This window comes from Ruegeria sp. CH5, from assembly GCF_056537025.1.
In genome coordinates this window covers 427,614-450,026 of the sequence record NZ_JBQFQT010000001.1, presented here as the reverse complement: position 1 = coordinate 450,026, position 22,413 = coordinate 427,614, and the positions used below count along the sequence as shown (strand labels likewise).

General features: G+C 61.3%; 23 protein-coding genes and 1 other RNA gene. 11 read left to right on the top strand and 13 right to left on the bottom strand.

Annotation, left to right across the window (positions count from 1 at the left end; all coding sequences use genetic code 11):
• Window positions 1-10 precede the first annotated feature (10 nt).
• The 4 genes from ssrA (at window position 11) to ACR0JC_RS02145 (ending at window position 2,921) form a co-directional block, all read left to right on the top strand.
• Window positions 11-358: a transfer-messenger RNA gene (gene ssrA, locus ACR0JC_RS02160) on the top strand.
• Between the two features lie 101 nt (window positions 359-459).
• Window positions 460-891 (top strand): ester cyclase, encoded by a 432-nt coding sequence (locus ACR0JC_RS02155; protein WP_093961996.1) that lies wholly within the window; start codon window positions 460-462, stop codon window positions 889-891.
• 214 nt (window positions 892-1,105) lie between these two features.
• Entirely contained in the window at window positions 1,106-2,380 is a 1,275-nt protein-coding gene (chrA, locus tag ACR0JC_RS02150; protein ID WP_170339294.1) for a chromate efflux transporter, read from the top strand.
• A gap of 76 nt (window positions 2,381-2,456) precedes the next feature.
• Window positions 2,457-2,921 (top strand): SspB family protein, encoded by a 465-nt coding sequence (locus ACR0JC_RS02145; RefSeq protein WP_170339296.1) that lies wholly within the window; start codon window positions 2,457-2,459, stop codon window positions 2,919-2,921.
• Window positions 2,922-2,961: 40 nt separating this feature from the next.
• Here the strand turns inward: ACR0JC_RS02145 and ACR0JC_RS02140 are convergent, their stop codons facing one another.
• Complete coding sequence (locus tag ACR0JC_RS02140; RefSeq protein ID WP_170339298.1) at window positions 2,962-3,525, bottom strand: hypothetical protein; 564 nt, start codon at window positions 3,523-3,525, stop codon at window positions 2,962-2,964.
• A 208-nt stretch (window positions 3,526-3,733) separates the two neighbouring features.
• Between ACR0JC_RS02140 and fumC the strand changes: the two genes are divergently transcribed.
• Genes fumC through ACR0JC_RS02120 form a run of 4 tightly spaced genes read left to right on the top strand, consistent with a single transcriptional unit; the run spans window position 3,734 to window position 6,185 of the window.
• Window positions 3,734-5,128 carry a class II fumarate hydratase gene (gene fumC / locus ACR0JC_RS02135; RefSeq protein ID WP_170339301.1) on the top strand — a complete coding sequence of 465 codons (1,395 nt, stop codon included), beginning with the start codon at window positions 3,734-3,736 and terminating at the stop codon, window positions 5,126-5,128.
• Window positions 5,128-5,304 (top strand): DUF4169 family protein, encoded by a 177-nt coding sequence (locus ACR0JC_RS02130; protein WP_170339303.1) that lies wholly within the window; start codon window positions 5,128-5,130, stop codon window positions 5,302-5,304. The genes fumC and ACR0JC_RS02130 overlap by 1 nt, the downstream gene beginning before the upstream one ends.
• Window positions 5,301-5,531 carry a ribbon-helix-helix domain-containing protein gene (locus tag ACR0JC_RS02125; RefSeq protein WP_170339305.1) on the top strand — a complete coding sequence of 77 codons (231 nt, stop codon included), beginning with the start codon at window positions 5,301-5,303 and terminating at the stop codon, window positions 5,529-5,531. The genes ACR0JC_RS02130 and ACR0JC_RS02125 overlap by 4 nt, the downstream gene beginning before the upstream one ends.
• A gap of 51 nt (window positions 5,532-5,582) precedes the next feature.
• Window positions 5,583-6,185, top strand: a complete 603-nt coding sequence (locus ACR0JC_RS02120; protein WP_170339307.1) for a DNA-3-methyladenine glycosylase I — start codon at window positions 5,583-5,585, stop codon at window positions 6,183-6,185.
• A 2-nt stretch (window positions 6,186-6,187) separates the two neighbouring features.
• Here the strand turns inward: ACR0JC_RS02120 and ACR0JC_RS02115 are convergent, their stop codons facing one another.
• The 4 genes from ACR0JC_RS02115 to ACR0JC_RS02100 form a co-directional block, all read right to left on the bottom strand.
• On the bottom strand, window positions 6,188-7,069 hold the full coding sequence (locus ACR0JC_RS02115; protein WP_170339309.1) for a fructose bisphosphate aldolase: 882 nt from the start codon (window positions 7,067-7,069) through the stop codon (window positions 6,188-6,190).
• 72 nt (window positions 7,070-7,141) lie between these two features.
• The gene (locus tag ACR0JC_RS02110; protein ID WP_170339311.1) at window positions 7,142-8,491 is read right to left on the bottom strand and encodes a cytochrome P450; all 1,350 of its coding nucleotides are present in this window, start codon (window positions 8,489-8,491) and stop codon (window positions 7,142-7,144) included.
• Complete coding sequence (locus ACR0JC_RS02105) at window positions 8,488-9,762, bottom strand: hypothetical protein (protein WP_480763102.1); 1,275 nt, start codon at window positions 9,760-9,762, stop codon at window positions 8,488-8,490. Before ACR0JC_RS02105 ends, ACR0JC_RS02110 begins: the two co-directional genes overlap by 4 nt.
• 78 nt (window positions 9,763-9,840) lie before the next feature.
• A complete protein-coding gene (locus ACR0JC_RS02100; RefSeq protein ID WP_170338729.1) occupies window positions 9,841-10,593 on the bottom strand; it encodes a cytochrome c biogenesis CcdA family protein in 753 nt (250 codons plus the stop codon).
• A gap of 105 nt (window positions 10,594-10,698) precedes the next feature.
• Between ACR0JC_RS02100 and ACR0JC_RS02095 the strand changes: the two genes are divergently transcribed.
• A complete protein-coding gene (locus tag ACR0JC_RS02095) occupies window positions 10,699-10,938 on the top strand; it encodes a sulfurtransferase TusA family protein (RefSeq protein WP_170338731.1) in 240 nt (79 codons plus the stop codon).
• Window positions 10,939-10,976: 38 nt separating this feature from the next.
• Here the strand turns inward: ACR0JC_RS02095 and ACR0JC_RS02090 are convergent, their stop codons facing one another.
• From ACR0JC_RS02090 to purC, 7 genes are all read right to left on the bottom strand, one after another.
• The gene (locus tag ACR0JC_RS02090; RefSeq protein ID WP_170339316.1) at window positions 10,977-13,658 is read right to left on the bottom strand and encodes a ribonuclease E/G; all 2,682 of its coding nucleotides are present in this window, start codon (window positions 13,656-13,658) and stop codon (window positions 10,977-10,979) included.
• 503 nt (window positions 13,659-14,161) lie between these two features.
• Window positions 14,162-15,496: a sigma-54-dependent transcriptional regulator gene (locus ACR0JC_RS02085; RefSeq protein WP_093961984.1), complete on the bottom strand. Its 1,335-nt coding sequence runs from the start codon at window positions 15,494-15,496 to the stop codon at window positions 14,162-14,164.
• Window positions 15,497-15,509: 13 nt separating this feature from the next.
• Window positions 15,510-17,282: a sensor histidine kinase gene (locus ACR0JC_RS02080; RefSeq protein ID WP_093961983.1), complete on the bottom strand. Its 1,773-nt coding sequence runs from the start codon at window positions 17,280-17,282 to the stop codon at window positions 15,510-15,512.
• A gap of 36 nt (window positions 17,283-17,318) precedes the next feature.
• The gene (gene purQ / locus ACR0JC_RS02075; RefSeq protein ID WP_170339318.1) at window positions 17,319-17,987 is read right to left on the bottom strand and encodes a phosphoribosylformylglycinamidine synthase subunit PurQ; all 669 of its coding nucleotides are present in this window, start codon (window positions 17,985-17,987) and stop codon (window positions 17,319-17,321) included.
• Window positions 17,988-18,021: 34 nt separating this feature from the next.
• Entirely contained in the window at window positions 18,022-18,252 is a 231-nt protein-coding gene (gene purS / locus ACR0JC_RS02070; protein WP_170339320.1) for a phosphoribosylformylglycinamidine synthase subunit PurS, read from the bottom strand.
• Between the two features lie 129 nt (window positions 18,253-18,381).
• On the bottom strand, window positions 18,382-19,050 hold the full coding sequence (locus ACR0JC_RS02065) for a MarC family protein (RefSeq protein WP_170339322.1): 669 nt from the start codon (window positions 19,048-19,050) through the stop codon (window positions 18,382-18,384).
• Between the two features lie 147 nt (window positions 19,051-19,197).
• A complete protein-coding gene (purC, locus tag ACR0JC_RS02060; protein WP_170338739.1) occupies window positions 19,198-19,953 on the bottom strand; it encodes a phosphoribosylaminoimidazolesuccinocarboxamide synthase in 756 nt (251 codons plus the stop codon).
• Window positions 19,954-20,141: 188 nt separating this feature from the next.
• Between purC and ACR0JC_RS02055 the strand changes: the two genes are divergently transcribed.
• A complete protein-coding gene (locus ACR0JC_RS02055; protein WP_170339324.1) occupies window positions 20,142-20,459 on the top strand; it encodes a DUF1476 domain-containing protein in 318 nt (105 codons plus the stop codon).
• Between the two features lie 118 nt (window positions 20,460-20,577).
• The gene (gene bmt / locus ACR0JC_RS02050) at window positions 20,578-21,591 is read left to right on the top strand and encodes a betaine--homocysteine S-methyltransferase (RefSeq protein WP_170338743.1); all 1,014 of its coding nucleotides are present in this window, start codon (window positions 20,578-20,580) and stop codon (window positions 21,589-21,591) included.
• A gap of 3 nt (window positions 21,592-21,594) precedes the next feature.
• On the opposite strand, the gene ACR0JC_RS02045 is transcribed toward bmt, so the two are convergent.
• Window positions 21,595-22,371: an enoyl-CoA hydratase-related protein gene (locus tag ACR0JC_RS02045; RefSeq protein WP_170339326.1), complete on the bottom strand. Its 777-nt coding sequence runs from the start codon at window positions 22,369-22,371 to the stop codon at window positions 21,595-21,597.
• Window positions 22,372-22,413 lie beyond the last annotated feature (42 nt).

The following is a 22,413-nucleotide window of genomic DNA, read 5'->3' as shown; positions in this document are numbered from 1 at the left end:
CGCGCTTTGAGGGTTTGCATCCGCAAATATCCTCACCTATATAAATCCTGTCCTTCGGGACTATGGACATAAACGCGCTCGTAATAAGCGGATCGGACCCGGGGGCGGTACCCGGCGGCTCCACCACATATCCTTCATTTGGGGATCATGGGGCCGAAACAGGATCGACGAACGTCTAAAGGGGTTAGCTTTGTCCCGGCTGTCTGCCACCGTTACCGGCGAAAACAGTACAATTGCAAATGACAATCGTGCTCCGGTTGCAGTTGCTGCGTAAGCAGTAACCAGACCGAAACTTAAGTCCTTGCGCCTAGCCGCGTAAGGCGGGGTTCGCAGGTACCTGGCAACAGAAACCTGCATTTCCCTGGATTTTGTCTGAGTTTTTGCGCCGAATTTGGCCGCTATTCAGAAACTGTTCACTCCTGTCATTCAAAGTAGCGGAAGACAGACAGGAGAGTTGGGATGACTCATTCAGAGATACTCAGAGCCTGGTATTCCGAGGTCTGGGAAAAAGGCAATATTGACGCGATCGACCAGTATTTTGCCCCGGAAACGATGGCCGAAGGGCTGATACCCGAAATGCAGGTCGGGGCGGACGACTTTCGCGACCTGGTCATGGCCTTTCGGCACGTTCTGGGCGAAATACAGGTGGACTTGCCCAAAATTATCGAAAACGGCGATTGGGCGTCGGCCGTTCTGCATGTGCGGACCTCGCGGGCGGACAACGGCGCGCCCTTGGAGGTCACAGGCCAAGTTATGGCGCGCTTCAAAGGTGACAAGATGGTCGAAGCCTACAACCAGTTCGACTTCGTTTCCCTGTTCGAACAACTCGGCCAGTTCCCGCAGGATACCTTGCCCGTTTGCATGACAGGGCAACGGCTGGACTGGGCCTGAACCGGTTCTTGACCGCGCGTGCTGACCCCGAGTAGCAAGAGCACACGGGGTCAGCATGTGAACGCCCTGCCCGGCGGCAGCCCGGGTTCGCATGTCTCCAAATCAAAGGGGCACATGCCATGGCTGCGCAGTTTCCAATGATCGCTGGTGGTCGGATCAGCACCTATGCTCCGAATATCGGATGGAGCCGCCCGAGGACCGCCGAAACCGGCGCATGCAGGGCGGAGCCCCGTTAGTGAACCCCCCACTGTCAGAACTGGTCCGGGTGTTCGGCCGAATTGGCCTCCTCTCATTTGGTGGCCCAGCGGCACAGATCTCATTGATGCACCAGGAATTGGTCGAACGGCGGCCATGGTTGGATGAGCAGAGCTTTCTGCGCGCGCTGTCGTTGTGCATGTTGCTGCCCGGCCCCGAAGCCATGCAACTGGCCACCTATGCCGGTTGGCGGCTGCGGGGCGTGCCGGGCGGGCTGATTGCCGGCGGCCTGTTCGTTCTGCCCGGAGCGCTGGTGATAGCCGTGCTGGTCGGCCTGTATGCTGCCTACGGAGACCTTCCCCTGGTCCAGGCTGCATTTCTCGGGATCAAGGCCACGGTTATCGTGATCGTTCTCCAGGCGGTACTCAATCTTTCTCGCAAGACTCTATCTGGGACAGAGCCCGGGATTCTTGCGATACTGGCGTTCTTGGCGATCTTCGCTCTGAACCTACCTTTCCCCCTGATCATTCTGGCCGCGGCTGTCTGGGGCTTTTCACGTAAGCCTTCAGAGCAGCCTTCAGTTTCGCAGAATGTCGATACCGCGTTGGCTCGGCCCGTGCGGACCGCAGCGCTCTGGCTGTTTCTGTGGTTGGCTCCGCTGGTGTTGTTGACCCTTTCCGGCCAGACGTTGCTAAGCGATCTGGGCTGGTTCTTTGCTCGATTGGCCGTAGTCACTTTCGGCGGGGCCTATGCGGTGCTGGCCTACATGACCCAGACGGTCGTCGAGAACTATCAATGGATCTCTACCGATCAGATGATCGATGCGCTGGGACTGGCAGAAACCACCCCCGGCCCATTGATACTGGTCACGCAATTCGTCGCCATGCTCGCCGGGCAGTTGGCCGGCGGGATGTCCCTTGCGCTGGCAGCCGGGGTCGTTGCGCTGTGGGCGACCTTCGTTCCGTGCTTCCTGTGGATATTCGTTGCCGCACCTTACCTGGACGTCATAGCGCAAAGACCGAGACTGTCGGGAGCATTGCGCGCAATTACCGCGGCGGTCGTCGGTGTGATTCTCAACCTGTCGGTGTGGTTCGGACTGCATGTCCTGTTTGGAACCATCGGAGAAGTCGTGTTTGGTCCGATCTCACTGCCCATTCCGGTTTTTTCGACCTTGGACATCGCAGCCGTTGGATTGACATGCCTTGCCGGAGTCTTGATTTTCATAAGAAAAACCGGTCTGGCAACGACGCTGGGCATCATGATAGGAGCAGGCGCAATCCTGCATCTGGTTTGAACAATCAGACGCAACCCGCTCTTTCGTTTCCGATCAAATCCCTTATGCTTGGGATAACCACTTTCGAGGATGACACATGTCGCAAGGCATTGACTACGGCAACTTGATGCACACCGCTATGCGCGGGCTGATCAAGACTGTTCTGAAGCGCGTTTCCGAAACCGGATTGCCCGGCGCGCACCATTTCTTCATCACGTTCGATACCCGTGAGCCCGGCGTCGAAATCGCTGACTGGCTTCGCGAACGCTACCCTGATGAGATGACGATCGTGGTGCAGCACTGGTTCGAAAATCTCGAGGTTGGCGAGGACGGATTTGCCATCACGCTCAATTTCGGTGACGCTCCGGAGCCGTTGTATATCCCCTATTCGGCCATCCAGACCTTTGTCGATCCGTCGGTCGAATTCGGGCTGCGCTTCGAAAGCTCGGACGAAGAAGATGAGGACCCGGTGGAAATCGATGCCGAGTCGATCGAGGTCGAACCCGAAGACGAACCGCATCATGATGCGGATATCGTATCGCTGGACAGCTTCCGCAAGTAATTCGCATCCATTGGACAAGGCTTCGCTTTTTTGGCGGAGCCTATTGTTTTTTCAGGAATGTTTCGACCGAGCGCGACTTCTGTCCATCTCTAAACCGAGAAAAGGATAGGTTCAGCCCGCCCTCGGCCAGCGTCCGGTCATACTGCTGCAATTCGTACCCACCATCCTCATCTATGAACAGCGAGAAGACGGTCAGCGTTTCCCCTTCGATCCGCCCCCAGACAAAAGGCTCGCCCTTCATTGGGTCCAACGGAACCTCATGACCGAAGACATTCCGCTTCATGGCTGCGGAATAGATGTTGTTCCTATCAGAAGGTCGGAACTCGACCGAAAAGCTTTGTTCTTTCACCCGACCGTCGGCTTTGTAGGTGGTAGTCTTCCATTTGACCACGAACCCTTCGCCGGTCTCTGCAATCGAAACGCTCATGTCGCGCGGGGTCGACGACCCGTCCGCATCCACCACGTCGGCAGATCCGACATAGTCGCCGACAAACGGACCGATGTCCTGCGCCCATCCTGGAGACGCCAACAAAAGCCCAATCGCCAGTACCGACAGCCATCGGGCCATTAGCGCGAAAGATGAGGTCCGGTCTGAGCGATTCATGGTTCTTTCTCCGCGGTTGCCTTCTTTATCTTAGCTCAGCCGGGAACGGGCACAATGGTACGGCCCTGGGACCGACCAAGAAAAGTGACGCACACCGCATGGCTATACCTTTTTTGCCCTTCGGACTAAGGTGCGCGCAACTGGCCGATTGAACCATAGCTTAGCTGCGGTTAAACGGCATGCGACTGCATACCAGACGGAGTGACAGATGTCTCAGACCCGCACCGAATCCGACAGTTTTGGCCCGCTCGAGGTTCCTGCCGACAAGTATTGGGGGGCGCAGACGCAGCGCTCGATCATGAACTTCCCCATCGGATGGGAGAAGCAGCCCGTCGCCATCGTGCGCGCGCTGGGCGTGGTCAAGAAGGCCTGCGCCATGCAGAACAAGGCCACCGGCAAGCTGGATGCACGTATCGCCGACGCGATCATCCAGGCCGCCGGCGAGGTGATCGAGGGCAAGTTTGACGACAATTTCCCTCTGGTCGTCTGGCAGACCGGATCGGGCACCCAGTCGAACATGAACGCCAACGAGGTCATCGCGAACCGCGCGATCGAGATCCTGGGCGGCGTGATCGGCTCGAAGGATCCGGTGCACCCGAACGATCACTGCAACATGGGGCAATCGTCGAACGACACCTTCCCCACCGCAATGCATATCGCCACCGCGATGAGCGTGCGTGACGTGCTGCTGCCGGGGCTGGAAAAGCTGGCCGCCGGGCTCAAGCAAAAGTCGGCGGAATTCAAGGACATCATCAAGATCGGCCGCACCCACACGCAGGACGCGACCCCGCTGACCCTGGGCCAGGAATTCAGCGGCTATGCCCACCAGATCCGCCAGGGCATCGCCCGCGTGAGCGCCGCCATGCCCGGCATCTACGAGCTGGCACAGGGCGGCACCGCCGTCGGTACCGGGCTGAACACCCAGAAAGGCTGGGCAGAGGCCGTAGCCGCCAACATGGCCGAAATCACCGGCCTGCCCTTCGTCACCGCGCCCAACAAATTCGAGTCGCTGGCCGCTCATGACGCCATGGTGTTCCTCTCGGGCGCCTTGGCCACCGTCGCGGGCAGCTGCTACAAGATCGCCAACGACATACGCTTCCTCGGCTCGGGGCCGCGTTCGGGTCTGGGTGAACTGATCCTGCCGGAGAACGAGCCCGGATCGTCGATCATGCCAGGCAAGGTCAACCCGACCCAGGCCGAGGCGCTGACTCAGGTCGCCGCCCACGTCATGGGCAACGACGCTGCGATCAAATTCGCCGGCAGCCAAGGCCATTTCGAGCTGAACGTCTACAACCCGATGATGGCCTACAACCTGCTGCAGTCGATCCAGCTGCTGGGAGACGCGACCGACAGCTTTACCGAGCGTATGCTGCTGGGCACCAAGGCCAACGAGGCGCGCATCGACAAGCTGATGAAGGAATCGCTGATGCTGGTTACTGCCCTGGCCCCCACCATCGGCTATGACAACGCCACCACGGTCGCCAAGACTGCGCACAAGAACGGCACCACGCTGAAAGAAGAGGCCATCAAGCTGGGCTTCGTCGACGAGGCGACCTTTGATGCCGTCGTGCGCCCCGAGCAGATGATCGGGCCCAAGGACTGATGGGCAAGCCGGTCAATCTGAACCGGTATCGCAAGGAAAAGGCGCGGGCCGAGAAAAAGGCCCGCGCCGACCGGAACGCGGCGGCGTTCGGGCGTAGCAAAGCGGACAAACAGCTGGACCAGGCCCGCTCGGACAAAACCCGCCGCGATCTGGACAATCACGAGCTGGACGAATGAGCGGTCCGCCTGTCAAACGCTCGCTGACGCTCAAGGGGCACCGCACTTCGGTTTCGCTCGAGGATGAGTTCTGGCACGCGTTCCGAGACATCGCCAAGGCAAAAGGGTTGCCGATCAATGTTTTGGCCTCGGAAATTGATGTCGCGCGCGACCCTGAGACTGGATTAGCGTCGGCCATTCGCGTCTTTGTTCTGAACTGGTACCGGTCACCCGATCGCAACCCTTGATCTGATATCCGTCTGCGCCTAGGCTGGCGGCGAACAAAAGGGGTACATTCGATGCGCGAACTCGTGACCGGGCCGGATGGCCAACCGCGCTGCGGCTGGTGTCAGGCCGCGCCGGAGTTTTTTGACTATCACGACAATGAATGGGGTTATCCGGTAGGTGACGACCAGCGCCTGTTCGAGAAACTGTGCCTTGAAAGCTTCCAATCCGGCCTCAGCTGGCGCACCATTCTGGCCAAAAGGGAGAATTTCCGCAAAGCCTTTTCAGGTTTTGATTTCAAAGTGATGGCCGATTTTTCTGATGCGGACGTTGAACGACTGCTGCAAGATGCCGGTATCATCCGCCATCGCGGCAAGATCGAGGCGGTGATCAACAACGCTCGCCGCGCGCAGGAGCTGGTGGCCGAAACCGGTTCGCTGGCGGCCTATGTCTGGCGGTTCGAGCCCGAGACCCCTCCTGCGCCGCAGACGGCCTCGACTTCGCCCGAGTCGGTTGCCATGTCCAAGGATCTGAAAAAGCGCGGATGGAAATTTGTCGGCCCCACCACGGTTTTTGCCTTCATGCAGGCGATGGGGCTGGTGAATGACCACGCCACCGGCTGCGCCATGCGCGAAAAAGCGGCGCAGATGCGCCGCTTTTTCATCAAACCGGTCTAACCTCAGACCGAGGCGCGGTAGATCTTGTCGATATTGCTGCCAAGGGCCGCGTTGAACTCGGCATCCGACTGCTGTTTCGACAGCCCCTCGGTCAGCGCGCGCGAGAAAGAGGCGATCATCTTGCCGTTCTGCGCCAGCAGGTCACAGGCCTCGTCGGTCGAATAGCCGCCCGACAGCGCCACAACCCGCAGAACACGCGGATGATCGGCGGCCTCGTCATACAGATTGGCCTTGCTGGGCAGGGTAAGCTTCAGCATGACGTCCTGCCCCTCGCCCAACTCGTCGAGATTCTTGAGGATTTCGGCCTTCAGGATCTCTTCGGCCTCGGCCTTGGTGTCCGACTTGATGTTCACCTCGGGCTCGATTATCGGGACCATGCCGGCGGCGATCACCTCACGGGCCACGTCGAATTGCTGTTTCACCACGGCGGCAATGCCCTCGGCATTGGCCTCGTGGATGACCGAGCGTTCCTTGGTCCCGAACACACCTTCGGCCTTGGCCAACGTCTCGGCCAGACCCGGGATGGGCTTCATCAGCTGCACGCCGTTTGCGGTGTCTTCCAGCCCCTTGTCGATCTTGAGGAACGGCACGATGCCTTTGACCGACCACAGGTAATCGGCCACCTTGCGACCGTCGATTTCCTCGCTCAGCGTGCGTTCGAACAGGATCGCGCCGATCACCTTGTCGCGGGTAAAGTCGTTGGCCAAGATGATCCGGGCGCGCATCTTCTGGATCTCGGCAAACATCTCCTCGTCCGACCCATAGTCGGACGGCTGCACGCCATACAGCGCCAGCGCCTTGGGCGTCGAGCCACCGCTCTGATCGAGAGCCGCGATGAAGCCCGCACCGTTGATCATCTGTTCGCGCTGTTCAGCCTTGGACATAACACTTTCCCGTTCAGTAATGATTCCGCTTTTCCAACCGCATACAGCATGGCGCGGGGCGATGATAGTTTGTTAGCGCTCAACCACGCGCAGCCAGATTCCATCGCGCGAGCGGACCGTCAGATGTGCCACCGGGACCGGGGCGCGGCCTTCGACAGGTTCGAACCGGTACCGACGCAGCAGGGTCGACAGGATCAACGGTCCCTCGACCATCGCAAACCCCGCCCCGGTGCAGACGCGCGGCCCGGCCGAAAACGGGATGAAGGCCGCGCGCTGACAGGCTTGGCCGTTTTCAGTCGCCCAGCGGGCCGGGTCAAAGCTGTCGGGGTCCTCCCACAGCCGTTCATGTCGATGCAGGTGCCATGGGCTGAGCACGATCTGCGCGCTCTTGGGCACGTCGCGGTCGCGGAAGCGTTCGGGGCATGTGGCCTCGCGCACCATCATCGGGACCGGGGGATAGAGGCGCAGCGCCTCGCGGAACACATCGCGGCTGATGCGCAGTCTGGACATGCTGGCAAAACTGATTTCATCCTGCGCGCGAGCCTCCTCGGCCACGCGGTCCTGCCAGTCGGGATAGGCGGCCATCAGGTACATCGTCCACGCCAGGGCTGAGGCGCTGGTCTCGTGCCCGGCCAGAAAGAAGATGGCGACCTGGTCGATCATCTCATCGGTGTTGAAACACCGCCCGGTCAGTGGGTCGGGCGTGGTCATGATCTTGGTGGCCAGATCGTCGGGCGCGGTGCCGGCGGCGATCTGCGCGGCCCGCTCGCGGGTGAGGCGGGCGATCAAGGCGCGGATTTCGGCCGCTGCACGGCGGGTCTTGCGCGGGTGGAACCGAGGCACCCAGCCTGGCAACGGCACGAAAGCCGCCAGGTTCAGCAGCGGTTGCTGCCGCTGATAGGCGCGGAACTTCTCGAACACCTGCGCGGCGATTTCGTGCTCGATCGGCACCGAGAACAAGGTGCGAAAGATCACGTCGGCGGCGGCATGGCTGGTGACCTCCTCAATCTCGACCGGCACGCCTGTCCTGTCGCGCAGGCGATCGGCACAAGCCTCGGCCGAGGCCAGCATCGCGGGAAAGGTCTGTTTCAGCCGTCCGCCCTCGAAGGCCGGGTCGATGATGCGGCGCTGGCGCTCCCAGGTTGCGCCGTTGGTCAGGAATACCGATTGGCCCAGCAGGGGCCGCAGGCCTTCGCTGATCCGGCCGGATTTTGGGAAATCCTCGGGGCGGCGTTTCAGAACCCGGTCGATCAGCTCGGGCTGGTTGATCAGGTAGGACCGGAAGAACGGGGTGCGGAACTCGGCCATCCAGGCGCGGTACAGGCGTTGCGGCTGGGCCGACAGGATATCACGCCGGAACAGGCGCAGGTATTGCCACAGCGATACCTTGTCGGGTCTGGCGGGTGGCTTGGGCGGGGTCATGCGCGCACCGTCCGGTGTTTGGACACCGCCCGCTCGATCCGCGATTTCGACGGCGCCCGCCCGGCGAACCGAGCGCCCAGTGTCAGCGGGCCGGCCGTGATGCGGAAATAGTCATAGTCGCTAGGCCGGTCGAACGCGCACAGATACTGGAAATGCAGACGGAAGAACCGCCAGCGCAGCGCGGCCCAGCGTTCAGGCGACAGGGTTTGCGTGAAAGCGGCCGACAGGACCAGAGGCCAGCGTTTGCCCGGCCCGGCAACGCCACTGACCGCCACCGGATCACATAGGGCAAAGGCGCAGCCATCCCCGGGAGCCGAGACGTCGACCCATGTCAACCGCCCGGTCTGCGACAGCAACTGCAGGTCGGCCCGCAACCGGTCGGCCCGCGGCAGGAATGACACCATCGGCACCACCTGCCCCAATGTCAGGAACGACAGGACCGGGCCATCCGGCTGCACCTCGCCCCGCCGCAGCAGGTCGGCCAGAACCGAAACCCCCAGATGGGCGCCGGAACTGTGGCCCACCACCAGAACCTCATCGACGGGCGACCGTAGCGCTGCCGCAATAGTGGCACGGAATTCGTCCAGCCGGGCCTGCAGCTCGGGCGGTGTTTTCCCCCGCTGTCGCGCAGAATAGGCATAGTCGTGCATCAGGTAATAGGCGAACAGGCGGTTGTCGATCTTGCGGAACCAGCGCAAGACCCACCATCCCGCCAACATGCCAATAGCCAGGCCGAGATACATCCGCGCCGCAAAATATGGACCGAACAGCGCGGGGCCCTCTACAGCCTCAGCCAACCAATGCATCGCGGACGCGGACAACATTGCCACACCGTAAAAGACCAATCCGGCCAACGCCAACTGCCCCAGCAGCATCGCCACCGGATAGAGTGCGGCGATCACCGGCCCCTTGCGCAGGCGCATCAGCCACCAAAGCGTGCCGGTCGAGATGTAGATCGAGGCCGTGCACAGCAGTTGCCAGTAGGTCGCCGGGATCGAGCTGTCCATGCTGTCGCGCACGATGTCGGACCAGACTAGAACCTCGACATCCGTATCTACTTCGGCCCCGTCCTGCTCCGACCGGACGTGCCAGCCATAGGGGCCATCGCCCGTCTTGGCCGAGACCTCCAACCGATACCCGGAAATCGCTGACTGCGCGCGCCCCTCTTTCCGATAGAGTTCGCGATAGCGGCGGGGATGGATCGGATCATAGCCGGGGATATAGAACACCCGGCGTCGTTGTACCCCAGATTGCGGAACCTGACTGCTCATGCCTTTGCCCTTGTTGCGGGCAGGTTAGCGCAGCGATGTGGCCAAGGTAAGGCCCGATCATCGCGACCGGGCGCCGCGTCAGCCCAGAGTGGCCAATGCCGGGAACGTCTCAAGCAGCCACCAGCTGAACTCGGTGAACAGACCCGTCACCAGCATGATGCCGACGACCAGCAACAAGCCACCCATGACTTTTTCGATCGTTCCCATATGCGGTTTCAGCTTGTTCATCACCGCCATTGAACGGTTCAGGAACATCGCAGCCAGCAGGAACGGTATGCCCAGACCCGCCGCGTAGACGCCCAGCAACAGCGTGCCCCGCGCCACCGAGGCCTCGGACGCGGCCAGCGACAGAATCGCGCCAAGCTGGGGGCCGATGCAAGGGGTCCAGCCGAATGCGAAAGCCAACCCCAGGATGTAAGCCCCGAAGACCGAGCCGCCGGAGTCCCCGGTTTCGAGCCGCGCTTCGCGGTCCAGGATCGGAATTCGGAACACGTTCAGGAAATGCAGGCCGAACACGATCACCACCAGACCCGAGGCCTTGGCGAACAGTTCCTGGTTCTGCAGCACGAATGCGCCGAAGGCCGAGGCCGTGAAGCCCAGCAGCAGGAACACCGTCGACAGTCCAAGAACGAAGAACAGCGCTGACAGAGTCGCCTTGCGTCTAGCCTGCGCCTGATCTTGCATCTCGTGGATGGTCACGCCGCTCATATAGGCCAGATAGGGCGGCACGATCGGCAACACGCAGGGCGACAGAAAGCTGATCAACCCGCCGACCAGCGCGATGAACATGGCGGGCAGCAGCCCCGCGTCGATGATATCGATTCCGAACATGCCACTGCACATAGGATATCCGGTGGGGCGCGTCACGGGGCTATTCGGTCACATCCTCGTGGTTGCTGGCTGGACAGCTGTGCGCCATGCAAATATCTGAGAGCCATGACACAAGAAGCCGAAACCCTGGATGCATTGGGCCTGCTGTGCCCCCTGCCCGTCCTGAAAGCCCGCAAACGGCTCAAGGCCATGCCTGCGGGCTCCCTACTCCGGGTCCTTGCCGACGATCCGGCCGCAATCGTCGATGTACCTCATTTCTGCTCGGAGTCCGGGCACGAGCTGATCGGGATGGAAGAAGCTGCGGATCACCACGTCTATCTCATTCGGAAAAACGGCGGGGCCTGAAAGAAAAAAGGCGGACAATACTGTCCGCCTTTGTTGTCTTATTGGCCCAGAGACCACCAACCGCGCCGCTTGGGCTTGGCCGGGGACGGCTCGGGTTCTTCCGCTACCGTCTCAAGCACCGGCTCTGCTGTGTCCTCGGCTTTTTCTTCTGTTGCCGCTTCCGGCGCTTCCGCCACGGGCTCGGCATCGGGCGTTTCGACTTCTGCCGCTACCTCGGGTTCACTCGCTTCAACCGGCTCCTCAGCATGCGCTTCGGGGGCATTGTCTGCAGCAGCGGAAGCCTCATCGGCAGGCGCTTCTTTCGCCACCTCGGGTTCCGGCGCGGACGCCTCTTCGACTTCGACCGTTTTCTTGCGGCGCGGTGCCCGACGTTTTTTGGGCTTGGCCGGTTTTTCCTCGGCCTGCTCCGCTTCACCCTCGGTCACGTTTTCAGCACCAGCTTCTGCGGTCTCAGCCGGAGCGGATTCAGACTCTGCGGTCTTTTCCGTCCCGGACTCCTCGGGTTGCGCCTCGGTGGTCGCCTTGTCTTCCGCAGCTTCGTCAGAACTGGTTGCCTCGGCCTGCTCGCCGTTACCGCCGTTCTTCTTGCGGCGACGCCGGCGGCGCTTGCGCTTCGGCTTAGCTTCCTCTTCCGCCTGTTCCGGCTCGACGGCGCTGTCTTCAACCTCGTCCTCGGAATCCACCAGATCCATCAGCGATGCCGTCGCGGACACCACCGGCGCAGACGCTTCGGGAACGATCCGGCTGGCCGTCTTGAACTTTTCCATCGAGAAGTCAGGGCTGACCAGATGAATGTCGCCTTCGATCCGAACCGACAGGCCATAGCGGGCTTCGATCTGCGCGATATGCTCGCGCTTCTGGTTCATCAGGAAGTTCGCAATGCTGACCGGACACCGCACCAGCACCTCGCGCGAGCGGCGGCGTGTGCCTTCCTCTTCAATCTGACGCAGGATCGACAGAGCCATGTTGTCGTCCGAGCGGATCAGACCGGTGCCATGGCAGGACGGGCAAGGCTGTGTGGTTGCCTCAAGCATTCCTGGGCGCAGGCGCTGGCGGCTCATCTCCAGCAGGCCAAAGCCCGAGATCCGTCCGACCTGAATACGGGCCCGATCGGTCTTCAGCTTGTCCTTCAGGCGCTTTTCGACCGCCAGGTTGTTCTTGCGCTCGTCCATGTCGATGAAGTCGATGACGATCAGACCGGCCAGGTCGCGCAGGCGCAGCTGGCGTGCAACTTCCTCGGCGGCCTCAAGGTTGGTCTTCAGCGCAGTTTCCTCGATCGAACCTTCCTTGGTGGCACGGCCCGAGTTCACGTCGATGGCAACCAACGCCTCGGTCACGCCGATCACGATATACCCGCCCGATTTCAGCTGGACCGTCGGGTTGAACATCCCCGCCAGATAGCTTTCCACCTGATAGCGCGCGAACAGCGGCAGTTGGTCCTCGTACCGCTTCACGTTCTTGGCGTGCGACGGCATGATCATCTTCATAAAGTCTTTGGCGATGCGGTAGCCACCTTCGCCTTCGACCAGAACCTCGTCGATGTCCCGATTGTAAAGATCACGGATCGACCGTTTGATCAGGTCGCCTTCCTCGTAGATCTTTGCAGGAGCGATCGATTTGAGCGTCAGTTCGCGGATCTGCTCCCACAGGCGCTGCAGGTATTCGTAGTCGCGCTTGATCTCGGACTTGGTACGCTTGGCGCCGGCTGTACGGATGATCAGACCGGCGCCCGTAGGCACGTCGATCTCGGATGCGATTTCCTTGAGCTTCTTGCGGTCCGCGGCGTTGGTGATCTTGCGGCTGATGCCGCCCCCGCGTGCGGTGTTCGGCATCAACACACAATACCGGCCGGCCAGCGACAGGTAAGTGGTCAGCGCGGCACCCTTGTTGCCACGTTCTTCCTTGACGACCTGCACCAACAGAACCTGGCGCACTTTGATGACTTCCTGAATCTTGTAGCGGCGCGGGCGTGGTTTGCGCGGAGGACGGATATCCTCGCTGTCATCATCATCCGCAACCGACTCGATCGTGTCATCCTTGGCAGCCGCATCCGGCTTGGCCTCATCAGCTTCGGCGTCAGCGTCGTCCGCTGCATCCGCGTACGGCTCGTCTGTTTCGACCGGTTCAGCGGGTGCGGCGTCAGCTTCGACTTCGGCCTTTTCGTCCGCCGGTTCGTCACTCGCGTCTTCACTCGGCTCTTCGACCGGAGTTTCAGCGACCGTCTCCATCGGAGACGTGCCTTCGGGCACATCCTGATCAGCGGCCTCTTCCTCAAGCAGGTCGATGGTTTCCATGCCCGTCGGTTCGGCGGATACGTCCAGCGTTTCGACCGGATCGTCCGTCTTGACCTCTGCCGCCTTCGAGCGCGACCGCGAGCGGCGCTTCTTGGGCTTGGATTCTTCGGCCTCGTCCCGCGCCTTCATTGCCTCAGCGTAGGCGCGCTCTTCCTCCATCAGGGCTTCGCGGTCCGCGACCGGAATCTGGTAGTAGTCCGGATGGATTTCCGAGAACGCAAGGAAGCCATGCCGGTTCCCGCCGTAGTCAACAAAGGCCGCCTGCAGCGAAGGTTCGACGCGCGTTACTTTTGCCAGGTAGATGTTGCCAGCAAGCTGGCGTTTGTTTTCGGATTCAAAATCGAACTCCTCGACCTTGTTTCCGTCCACCACCACGACGCGGGTCTCCTCCGCGTGGGTGGCATCGATAAGCATTTTCTTTGCCATGTGTCCTTGGTGCACCGCGCCAAACGCGTTGTCCTAACCTGTCCAGGCGGACAGGCGCATCTGGGGTGGTGTCTTGTCTGGGCGATTACGGACGGCGCGCGGCAGGGATCGGCGCTGTGGCCCCCTGCCCGTATACTCAATCGTAGCGCGCGCGTCATCGCGGTTCTTCTCCGACAGGCGCGAACACGCCGCTGCCTGCCCATTATTCCTTTCGCCCGAAGTTCGGGCTCAGGTACTCTACTGCCCCGTAACGGGGCACAATCGGTCTGCTTGGCCGGGCGGGAAAGGTCACCACCTGCAGCAAAGCAGCGAAACTCAATGATTCGGGGCATTCAGGCACAAAAATGCGCCCGACCCGTCCCGGTACAATAAAAGCAGTCCTGTGGAAAACACAATGGGCAAACTGCAAAGGAGCCCGATCTACGGACAGGTCGGGCTTCCTCCGGCTTCAAATTTCCCGGGTGTACTTTGGCCAAAAGGCCAAAAAGGGACTGGCCTCTCGCCTACAGATAGTCCGCCCGTTGCAACCCGTACTTGGCCATTTTTTCATTCAAAGTCCGGCGCGGCAGGCAAAGTTCCTCCATCACCGAGGCGATGGACCCCTTGTGGCGCCGCATGGTGTTGTCGATCAGCATCCGTTCGAACGCCTCAACGTATTCCTTCAGCGGCTTGCCCTCGGTGGTCATCACCGGCTGCATCTCTTCGTGATCGGACATCAACAGCGACGCGATGGTGCCCGAGCCGCGCCGCGACTGCAGAACCGCGCGTTCGGCGATGTTGATCAACTGGCGCACATTGCCCGGCCATGGGGCCTGCAGCAGCTGCGCGGCCTCCTGGGCGCTGACTTGCGGTGCCTCACAGCCATATTCCTCGGCAAACTGCTCGCTCAGCCGGGTGAACAGGGTCAGGATATCCTCGCCCCGCTGCCGCAGCGGCGGCATGGTGATGCGCAGCGCTGCCAGACGATAGAACAGATCGGGCCGCAGCACGTCCTCGCTGGTCTTGCCCGCTTCCTGCAGGTTTGAGATCGCAACGATCCGGGTCTCGGCCGGCGTTCCCTGCTCGTTCATCACGCTCAGCAACCGCGCCTGCAGCGTGTCGCTCAGCGCCTCGATATCCTCCAGCACCAGAGTGCCGCCGCGGGCTTCCTCGATAGCGGGCAGTTGCGTGTCCTCGGGCATCATGGGGCCGAACAGCCGTTTGGCCAGCGCCTCCTCTTCCAGCGCGGCACAAGAGACCAGAACGAATTTCTTGCCCGCCCGGCTGCCGACTGCATGCAGCGCGTGCGCCACCAAGGTCTTGCCGGTGCCGGTTTCGCCGTCGATCAGCACATGCCCGTCGGCCTGGCCCAGGTCGAGAATATCTTCACGCAGGCGCTCCATCACCGGGCTGGCGCCGATCAGCTTGTTCATGATCTGCGTGCCGCCCGACAGCTCGCGCCGCAGGGCGCGGTTGTCCAGCGTCAGACGCCGAGCGTTGCTGGCGCGTTTGGCCAGTTCCGACATCCGATCGGGGTTGAACGGCTTTTCCAGAAAGTCGAACGCCCCCACCCGCATCGCTTCGACCGCCATTGGCACGTCGCCGTGACCGGTAATCATGATCACCGGCAAGGTGCTGTCGGCACCCATCAGCTTTTTCAAAAGCTGAATACCATCCATGCCGGGCATCTTGATGTCCGAGATCACGATCCCCGGGTAATCCGGCCCCAGAACCTTGAGCGCATCCTCGGCGCTGGCAAAGGTTTCGGTGTCATAGCCGGACAGCGCCAACCATTGGCTGATCGACTGGCGCATGTCCTGTTCATCATCCACGATGGCAATTTTCATGGCCTGTGCCATAGGTACGTCCTCGTTATTCTGCGGCCTCAAGGCCGTCATGTCCCAAAATGGGCAGTTGCATCTCGAATACCGCGCCGCCGTTCTGGCCGTTGCGCGCAGTCAGCCGTCCGCCATGGTCGTTCACGATCCCGGACGAGATGGCAAGACCCAAGCCGACCCCATCTCCGGGCCGCTTGGTGGTGTAGAACGGCTCGAACAGGTTCTCGATATCCTCGATCCCGTGGCCATTGTCGCGCACCGCCAGTACGGCGGTCTCGCCTGCGGCCAGAATGATCTCGACCTCCGGCTCTGCAACAGATTTGGTGGCGTCGAGCGCGTTTCGCAACAGGTTGACCATAACCTGTTCGATCCTCATCCGATCTCCCATCACGATCACCGGCTCTTCGGGCAGGATCTGGGTGATCTTGACCTGCCTCTGGCGCAGCTGCGGTTCCATCATCGACAGGGATGAGGCCAACGCCTCCCCAAGATTTACGGGCGAAAACGCGTCCGCGCCCTTTCGGGCATAAGACTTGAGCTGCCGCGTGATCGCGCCCATCCGCTCGATCAGACCGTCGATCCGACCAAAGCTGGCCAGCGCCTCTTCGGGGCGGTTTCGGCGCAGCAGTAGCCGCGCGCCCGCCAGATAGGTCTTCATCGCCGCCAGCGGCTGGTTCAACTCGTGACTTACGGCCGCCGACATCTCGCCCAGGGCTGCCAGCTTCGAGCTTTGGGCCAGCGTCTGTTCCGCCACTTCCAGCGTTTTTTCAACCCGTTCGCGTTCGGCGATTTCGCGCTGCAACCTTGCGTTCAATGCGCGAAGCTCCGCCGACTCGCGTTGGAACAGCGCCATGCGGAACGTGGCCCTGCGGCTCAGTGCATAGAACGTCAGCGCAAGAAGAATCGCAAACCCCATGATCTCGAGCGCCAGCACGCTGTTCACCTTTTCGCGGATCGAGGAATAGGTCGTGAACGAAGTCATCTTCCAACCGCGGAACGGGATGCGGGTCTCCATGCGCATCACGGCCTCGCCCGCGACATAGGCATCCGGCGGCAAGGCCGTCCAATCGGTAGTCGCCCGAATTGCGCGCTGGATGGCACCCTGCGGATGCTGCCGTAACAAAGCCTCAGTCTCGTTCAGGCCGCGCCACTGGGGTTCGGTCGACAGAATGATCGTTCCGGTGCTGTCGGTCACCATGACCGCGTCCGAGATCCCGGCCCAGGCGTTCTCGAACTTGCGCAGATCAACCTCGACCACGATCACGCCCAGAATTTCCGACCCGGCCTCAATCCTGCGGGAATAGAGAAAGCCATAACTTCCGGTCTCGCGCGCAATCTCGGAAAAGATCGTCGCGTTCGACCTGACGGCATTCACGAAATACGGGTCACTTCGGTGGGACTCGCCCAGTCGATTACGGTCCGTTGCCGCAACGACCCGACCATCTCGATCCAGCAGCATCAGCGACGCAGCCCCGATTTCTTCAACAAAGGACAGAAGCCGCTGCGTGGAAAGGGAAAAATCGGCTGACTGCAATGCCGAAATCAAAGTCGGGTCACGGGCCAGCAATTGTGGAACGATCGCATTTCGACGCAATTCGCTCAGCAGGTTGCCGGAATAGAGAGCCAGACGCAGTTCAGCCCTGTTGCGAGTCGATTCCGTGAACCGATTGGTCAGCAGGCTGTTGGTGACCCAGACCGTCGCCGCAGCAGCAACCAGCAACACGAACACGGCGAGCCGCAGGCGCCACCCCAAAGGGGCACCGCGGCCAAATAGATTTGTCCAGCCAGATTGCGCGTCGGAACTCATGCACCGAAGCTACGCTTCCGCGCCCACGACCTCAAGTCACGCAGGTGTCAGCACACCCGACAATGCGCGGAAGAGCGCCACTCCGTCGGTACCGCCATGGGCCTCGTCCGCCGCCCGCTCGGGGTGGGGCATCATGCCCAGCACGCGCCGGTTGTGCGACAGGATCCCGGCAATATCCCCGCGCGAGCCATTGGGGTTGTCGGTATAGCTGAAGGCGATCCGATCTTCGTCACGCAGGCGGGCAATGGTTTCGTCATCAGCGAAGTAGTTGCCATCGTGATGCGCGATCGGTATCTGAATCACGTCACCGGCGTTGTAGCCCTGAGTAAAGGCGCTGTCGCTGGTCGCAACCTTCAGCCCAACTGTTCGACAGATGTATTTCAAGCCGGCATTGCGGAGCAGCGCGCCCGGCAGGATGCCGGTCTCGGTCAGGATCTGGAACCCGTTGCAGATGCCGATGGCATAGCCGCCCCGTTCGGTGTGCTCGACCACCGCCTTGCAGATCGGAGACTGCGCGGCGATCGCACCGCAGCGCAGGTAATCGCCGTAAGAAAACCCGCCCGGCACGCCCACGATGTCCACGCCCTGCGGCAGTTGGGCATCCTTGTGCCAGACCATGTCGACCTGAAATCCGGCCTGCTCAAAGGCGACGGCAAGATCCCGGTCACAATTGGACCCCGGAAAAACGACAACCGCTGCGCGCATGGGAAACCCTCCTTGGGGATGACGGTCAGAGAATTCAGACCAGTTCGATCTCGTAACGCTCGATGACCGTGTTGGCCAACAGCTTCTCGCACATTTCGGCCACATCGGCCTTGGTCGCGCCATCGGCCAGTTCCAGGTCAATCACCTTGCCCTGCCGGACGCCCTGCACCTTGTCGAACCCCAGTGCGCCCAATGCGTGGCGCACAGCCTCGCCTTGAGGGTCCAGAACCCCGTTCTTGAGCATTACGTGCACCCGTGCCTTCATCGTCGCAACTCCACCTGTGGCCCGCCGCGCCGGGGCCTGTTCCGTTGCGCGGGGGATAGCGCGACTGACCGCGCAGAACAAGCCTTTGTGATGCGGTCGAATGACCGCAGGCGCTTCATCTTGAGGAATTCAATTGCCTGGGCTGCCCGTCAGCCCGGGATAATGTGCATCAACCGCGTTGAAGATGCCGGTCAGAACCATTTCGACGGCCACGGCAACCAGCAGGATCGCCATGATCCGGGTCAGCACATTGATCATCGTCTCACCCACAAGACGCGAGATGCTGTCAGCAAACAACAGGCCGAGCCCGACGATGAAACAGGCGATCAGGATCGCCGAGCCAAGGGTCACAAGTTCGGCCCCATCCGACAGTTGATGCGAGAACACGATCGTCACGGCAATCGTGCCCGGGCCAATCGTCAACGGGATCGCCAGCGGAACAACGGCAAAGTTCAACTTGCGCGCGTGACCATCGACCACGGCCGCCTGATCGCCTGGCGCCCGGTCTTGCGCGTTCAGCATCGACATGCCGATCCCAAAGATAATCAGCCCGCCGGCCACGCGGAACGATGGAACGTCGATCCCGAAGACAGCCAACACCTCTTCGCCGATTGCAACTGAGATCAGCGCGATCACCGTCACCGAGGCCATCACGATCATGGCTACCCTGCGCCGTTCGGCAGGTGTGCAGTCGCGCGTCATGCTCAGGAAGATCGGGATGTTGTAGAGCGGGTTGAATATGGCCAGCACGGCCGCCAGAAATTTCAGGAAAACCGCTTGATCGAACAACGCGCTCATTCAGTGTGCCACCTTGGTTAGCGGACCGGGTTGGTCGGTCAACCCGAAGATGCGTGACGGGGGCCTGACCTGTCAAACCCGCAATGAAAAATGCGCCGCTCCGAATAGGAACAGCGCATCCTTGTTAGGCCCTGCCAGTCGGCGCGATCAGTTGATCAGGGTGGGCTTGCTCACGTTGCTTTTCGGCAGAACGCCCAGGCGGCGGGCGACCTCGGAATAGGCATCGGTCAAGCTGCCCAGATCGCGACGGAATACGTCCTTGTCCAGTTTCTGACCGGTCTCGATATCCCACAGTCGGCAGCTGTCCGGGCTGATCTCATCAGCGATGATCAGGCGCTGGAAGTCACCTTCGTAGACGCGCCCGATCTCGATCTTGAAGTCGACCAGACGAATACCCACGGCCAGCATCACGCCGCTCATGAAGTCGTTCACCCGCAGCGCCAGGCTGAGGACGTCGTCCATATCCTGCTGGCTGGCCCAGCCAAAGGCGGCGATGTGCTCTTCGGTCACAAGCGGATCACCCAGCGAGTCGTCCTTGTAGCAGTATTCCACGATCGGACGCGGCAGCTGCGTACCCTCAGCGATGCCCAGCCGTTTCGATAGCGACCCGGCGGCATAGTTGCGGACGATCACCTCCAGCGGGATGATCTCGCAGCTGCGGACCAGCTGTTCGCGCATGTTCAGGCGGCGGATGAAATGGGTCGGCACGCCGATCTGGTTCAGACCGGTCATGAAGAATTCGCTCAGGCGGTTGTTCAGAACACCCTTGCCGTCGATCACGTCTTTCTTTTCCGCGTTGAACGCGGTGGCGTCATCTTTGAAATACTGCACGATCGTGCCCGGTTCCGGGCCTTCGTACAGGATCTTGGCCTTGCCTTCGTAAATCTTCTTGCGACGCGCCATGTGCGACCTTTCCAGGCTGAGGCGAGGGAATGAGTCCCATCGCGTTGGCGCTCTCATAGTGCAAGCCCCCCTTTCCCGCAAGTTCATGCATCCGAGAGGCTTTGACGCAGCGCAAATACCTTGCACCCGGCAGCGCGTATGGTCATATCATCAGGAAACACACTTTTACTTGAAGAGGCCCAACACCCATGACCACGTTCGACGAACGCGAAAACGCCTTTGAAGCAAAATTCGCCCATGACGAAGAAATGCAGTTCAAGGCGCAAGCCCGTTGCAACAAGCTGCTGGGCCTGTGGGCTGCGGAAAAAATGGGCAAAAGCGGCGACGAGGCCGCCGAGTATGCAAAATCCGTCGTAATCGCCGATTTCGAAGAGGCCGGCCACGAGGACGTGGTGCGCAAGGTCGCCGCCGATCTGGGCGATCTGTCCAGCCCCGAGGAAATCCGCGCCAAGATGGTGGAACTGCTGCCCGAGGCCAAAGCCCAGGTGATGAGCGAAGCCAACTGAGGCATGCCGCCCACCTCATGATCTTCATGAGTATTATGAATTTGATTTGACGTCCCGGTCATGCGACACGGGGCGTCTAAATTTTTGGCCTTTGGGGCCACAACTCCGGACATCTCCAATGACCAACGCGCTGACCAGATTGCTGGAAACGAAGGACGCCATTCTTGCCGATGGCGCCACCGGAACGAACCTGTTCAACATGGGGCTGCAATCGGGCGACGCGCCCGAGCTGTGGAACACCGACCAGCCCGACAAGATCCGCGCCCTGTATCAGGGGTCGGTGGATGCAGGCAGCGACCTGTTCCTGACCAATACGTTCGGCGGAACGGCAGCACGTCTGAAGCTGCACGACGCCCACACCCGCGTGGCCGAGTTGAACCGCATCGGCGCCGAACTGGCGCGCGAGGTCGCGGATGCCGCCGGACGCCCGGTGGTGGTTGCGGGCTCGGTCGGTCCGACCGGTGAAATCCTGGAACCTGTAGGCAGCCTGACCCATGCCGAGGCGGTCGAGATGTTCCACGAACAGGCCGAGGCGCTGAAAGCCGGCGGCGTCGACGTGCTGTGGGTAGAAACGATCAGCGCGCCGGAGGAATTCCGCGCCGCGGCCGAGGCTTTTGCGCTGGCCGACATGCCTTGGTGCGGTACCATGAGTTTTGACACCGCCGGGCGCACCATGATGGGCGTGACCTCGGCCGATCTGGCGCAACTGGTCGAAACCCTGCCCAATCCGCCGATCGCCTTTGGCGCCAACTGCGGCACCGGCGCGTCTGACATCCTGCGCACGGTTCTGGGTTTTGTGGCTCAGGGAACCGAACGCCCCCTGATCTCCAAGGGCAATGCGGGCATTCCGAAATATGTCGATGGCCACATCCACTATGACGGCACGCCCGAACTGATGGGCCGTTACGCAGCCATGGCGCGGGATTCAGGTGCGACCATCATCGGTGGTTGCTGCGGAACGATGCCAGCGCACCTGCGTGAGATGCGCAAGGCACTGGACACTGAACCCCGTGGCGCCCGTCCGTCGCTCGAGCAAATTACTGCAGTCCTTGGGCCTTTCTCGTCGGCCAGTGACGGAACCGGGGACGAGGCGATGCCCGAACGGCGCGCGCGTCGCCGCCGCCGGGCCTGATGGTCAGCGCCCCTCGAACCGGGGGGCGCGTTTTTCCAGAAATGCCACCACGCCTTCGGCGAAGTCACGGGTGCGCCCACATTCTCCTTGCAGGTGCGCCTCGGTCGCCAGTTGTTGCGGCAAGGTGTTTTCGTAGGTGCCTCTCATCGCCTTTTTGATCGCGGCAAAGCCCGCAGTCGGCCCTTTGGCCAGGTAATCGGCGCGCTTGCGCCAATGCGCGGCGAATTCATCGTCGGCAACCGCCTCGTAGATCATGCCCCATTGGTCGGCCTGACGCGCAGAAATCTTGTCGGCGAACAGCGCCGCACCCATGGCTTTGGCCAACCCCATCTGGCGCGGCATGAACCACGTCCCGCCGGCGTCCGGCAAAAGACCGATCCGGGCAAAGGCCTGCAGGAAATAGGCGCTTTCGGTCGCAATGACCACATCGGCACACAGGGCCAGGTTGGCCCCTGCCCCCGCCGCGGGACCGTTCACGGCCGCGATCGTCGGCACCGGACAATCATGAACGGCTTCCAGCATCGGTTCATATTCGTCGCGCAGCGCGCGTTCCAGATCGATCTTGCCGGTGCTGGACGCATCGCCCAGATCCTGGCCGGAGCAAAACGCCGGACCCGCGCCCGTCAGAACGATTGCACGCGCGTCATGAGCGGCTTTTTTCATCGCATGGGTAATCTCGGCGCGCATTTTCGTCGTAAGCGCGTTCATCTTGTCCGGCCGGTTCAGCGTGACCACAGCCAAACCGTCCGTGATGTCCAAAAGCACCGTTTCGTATTCCATGAAGTCCTCACATGCGCAGAATTTCCCGAACCCTGACGCAAA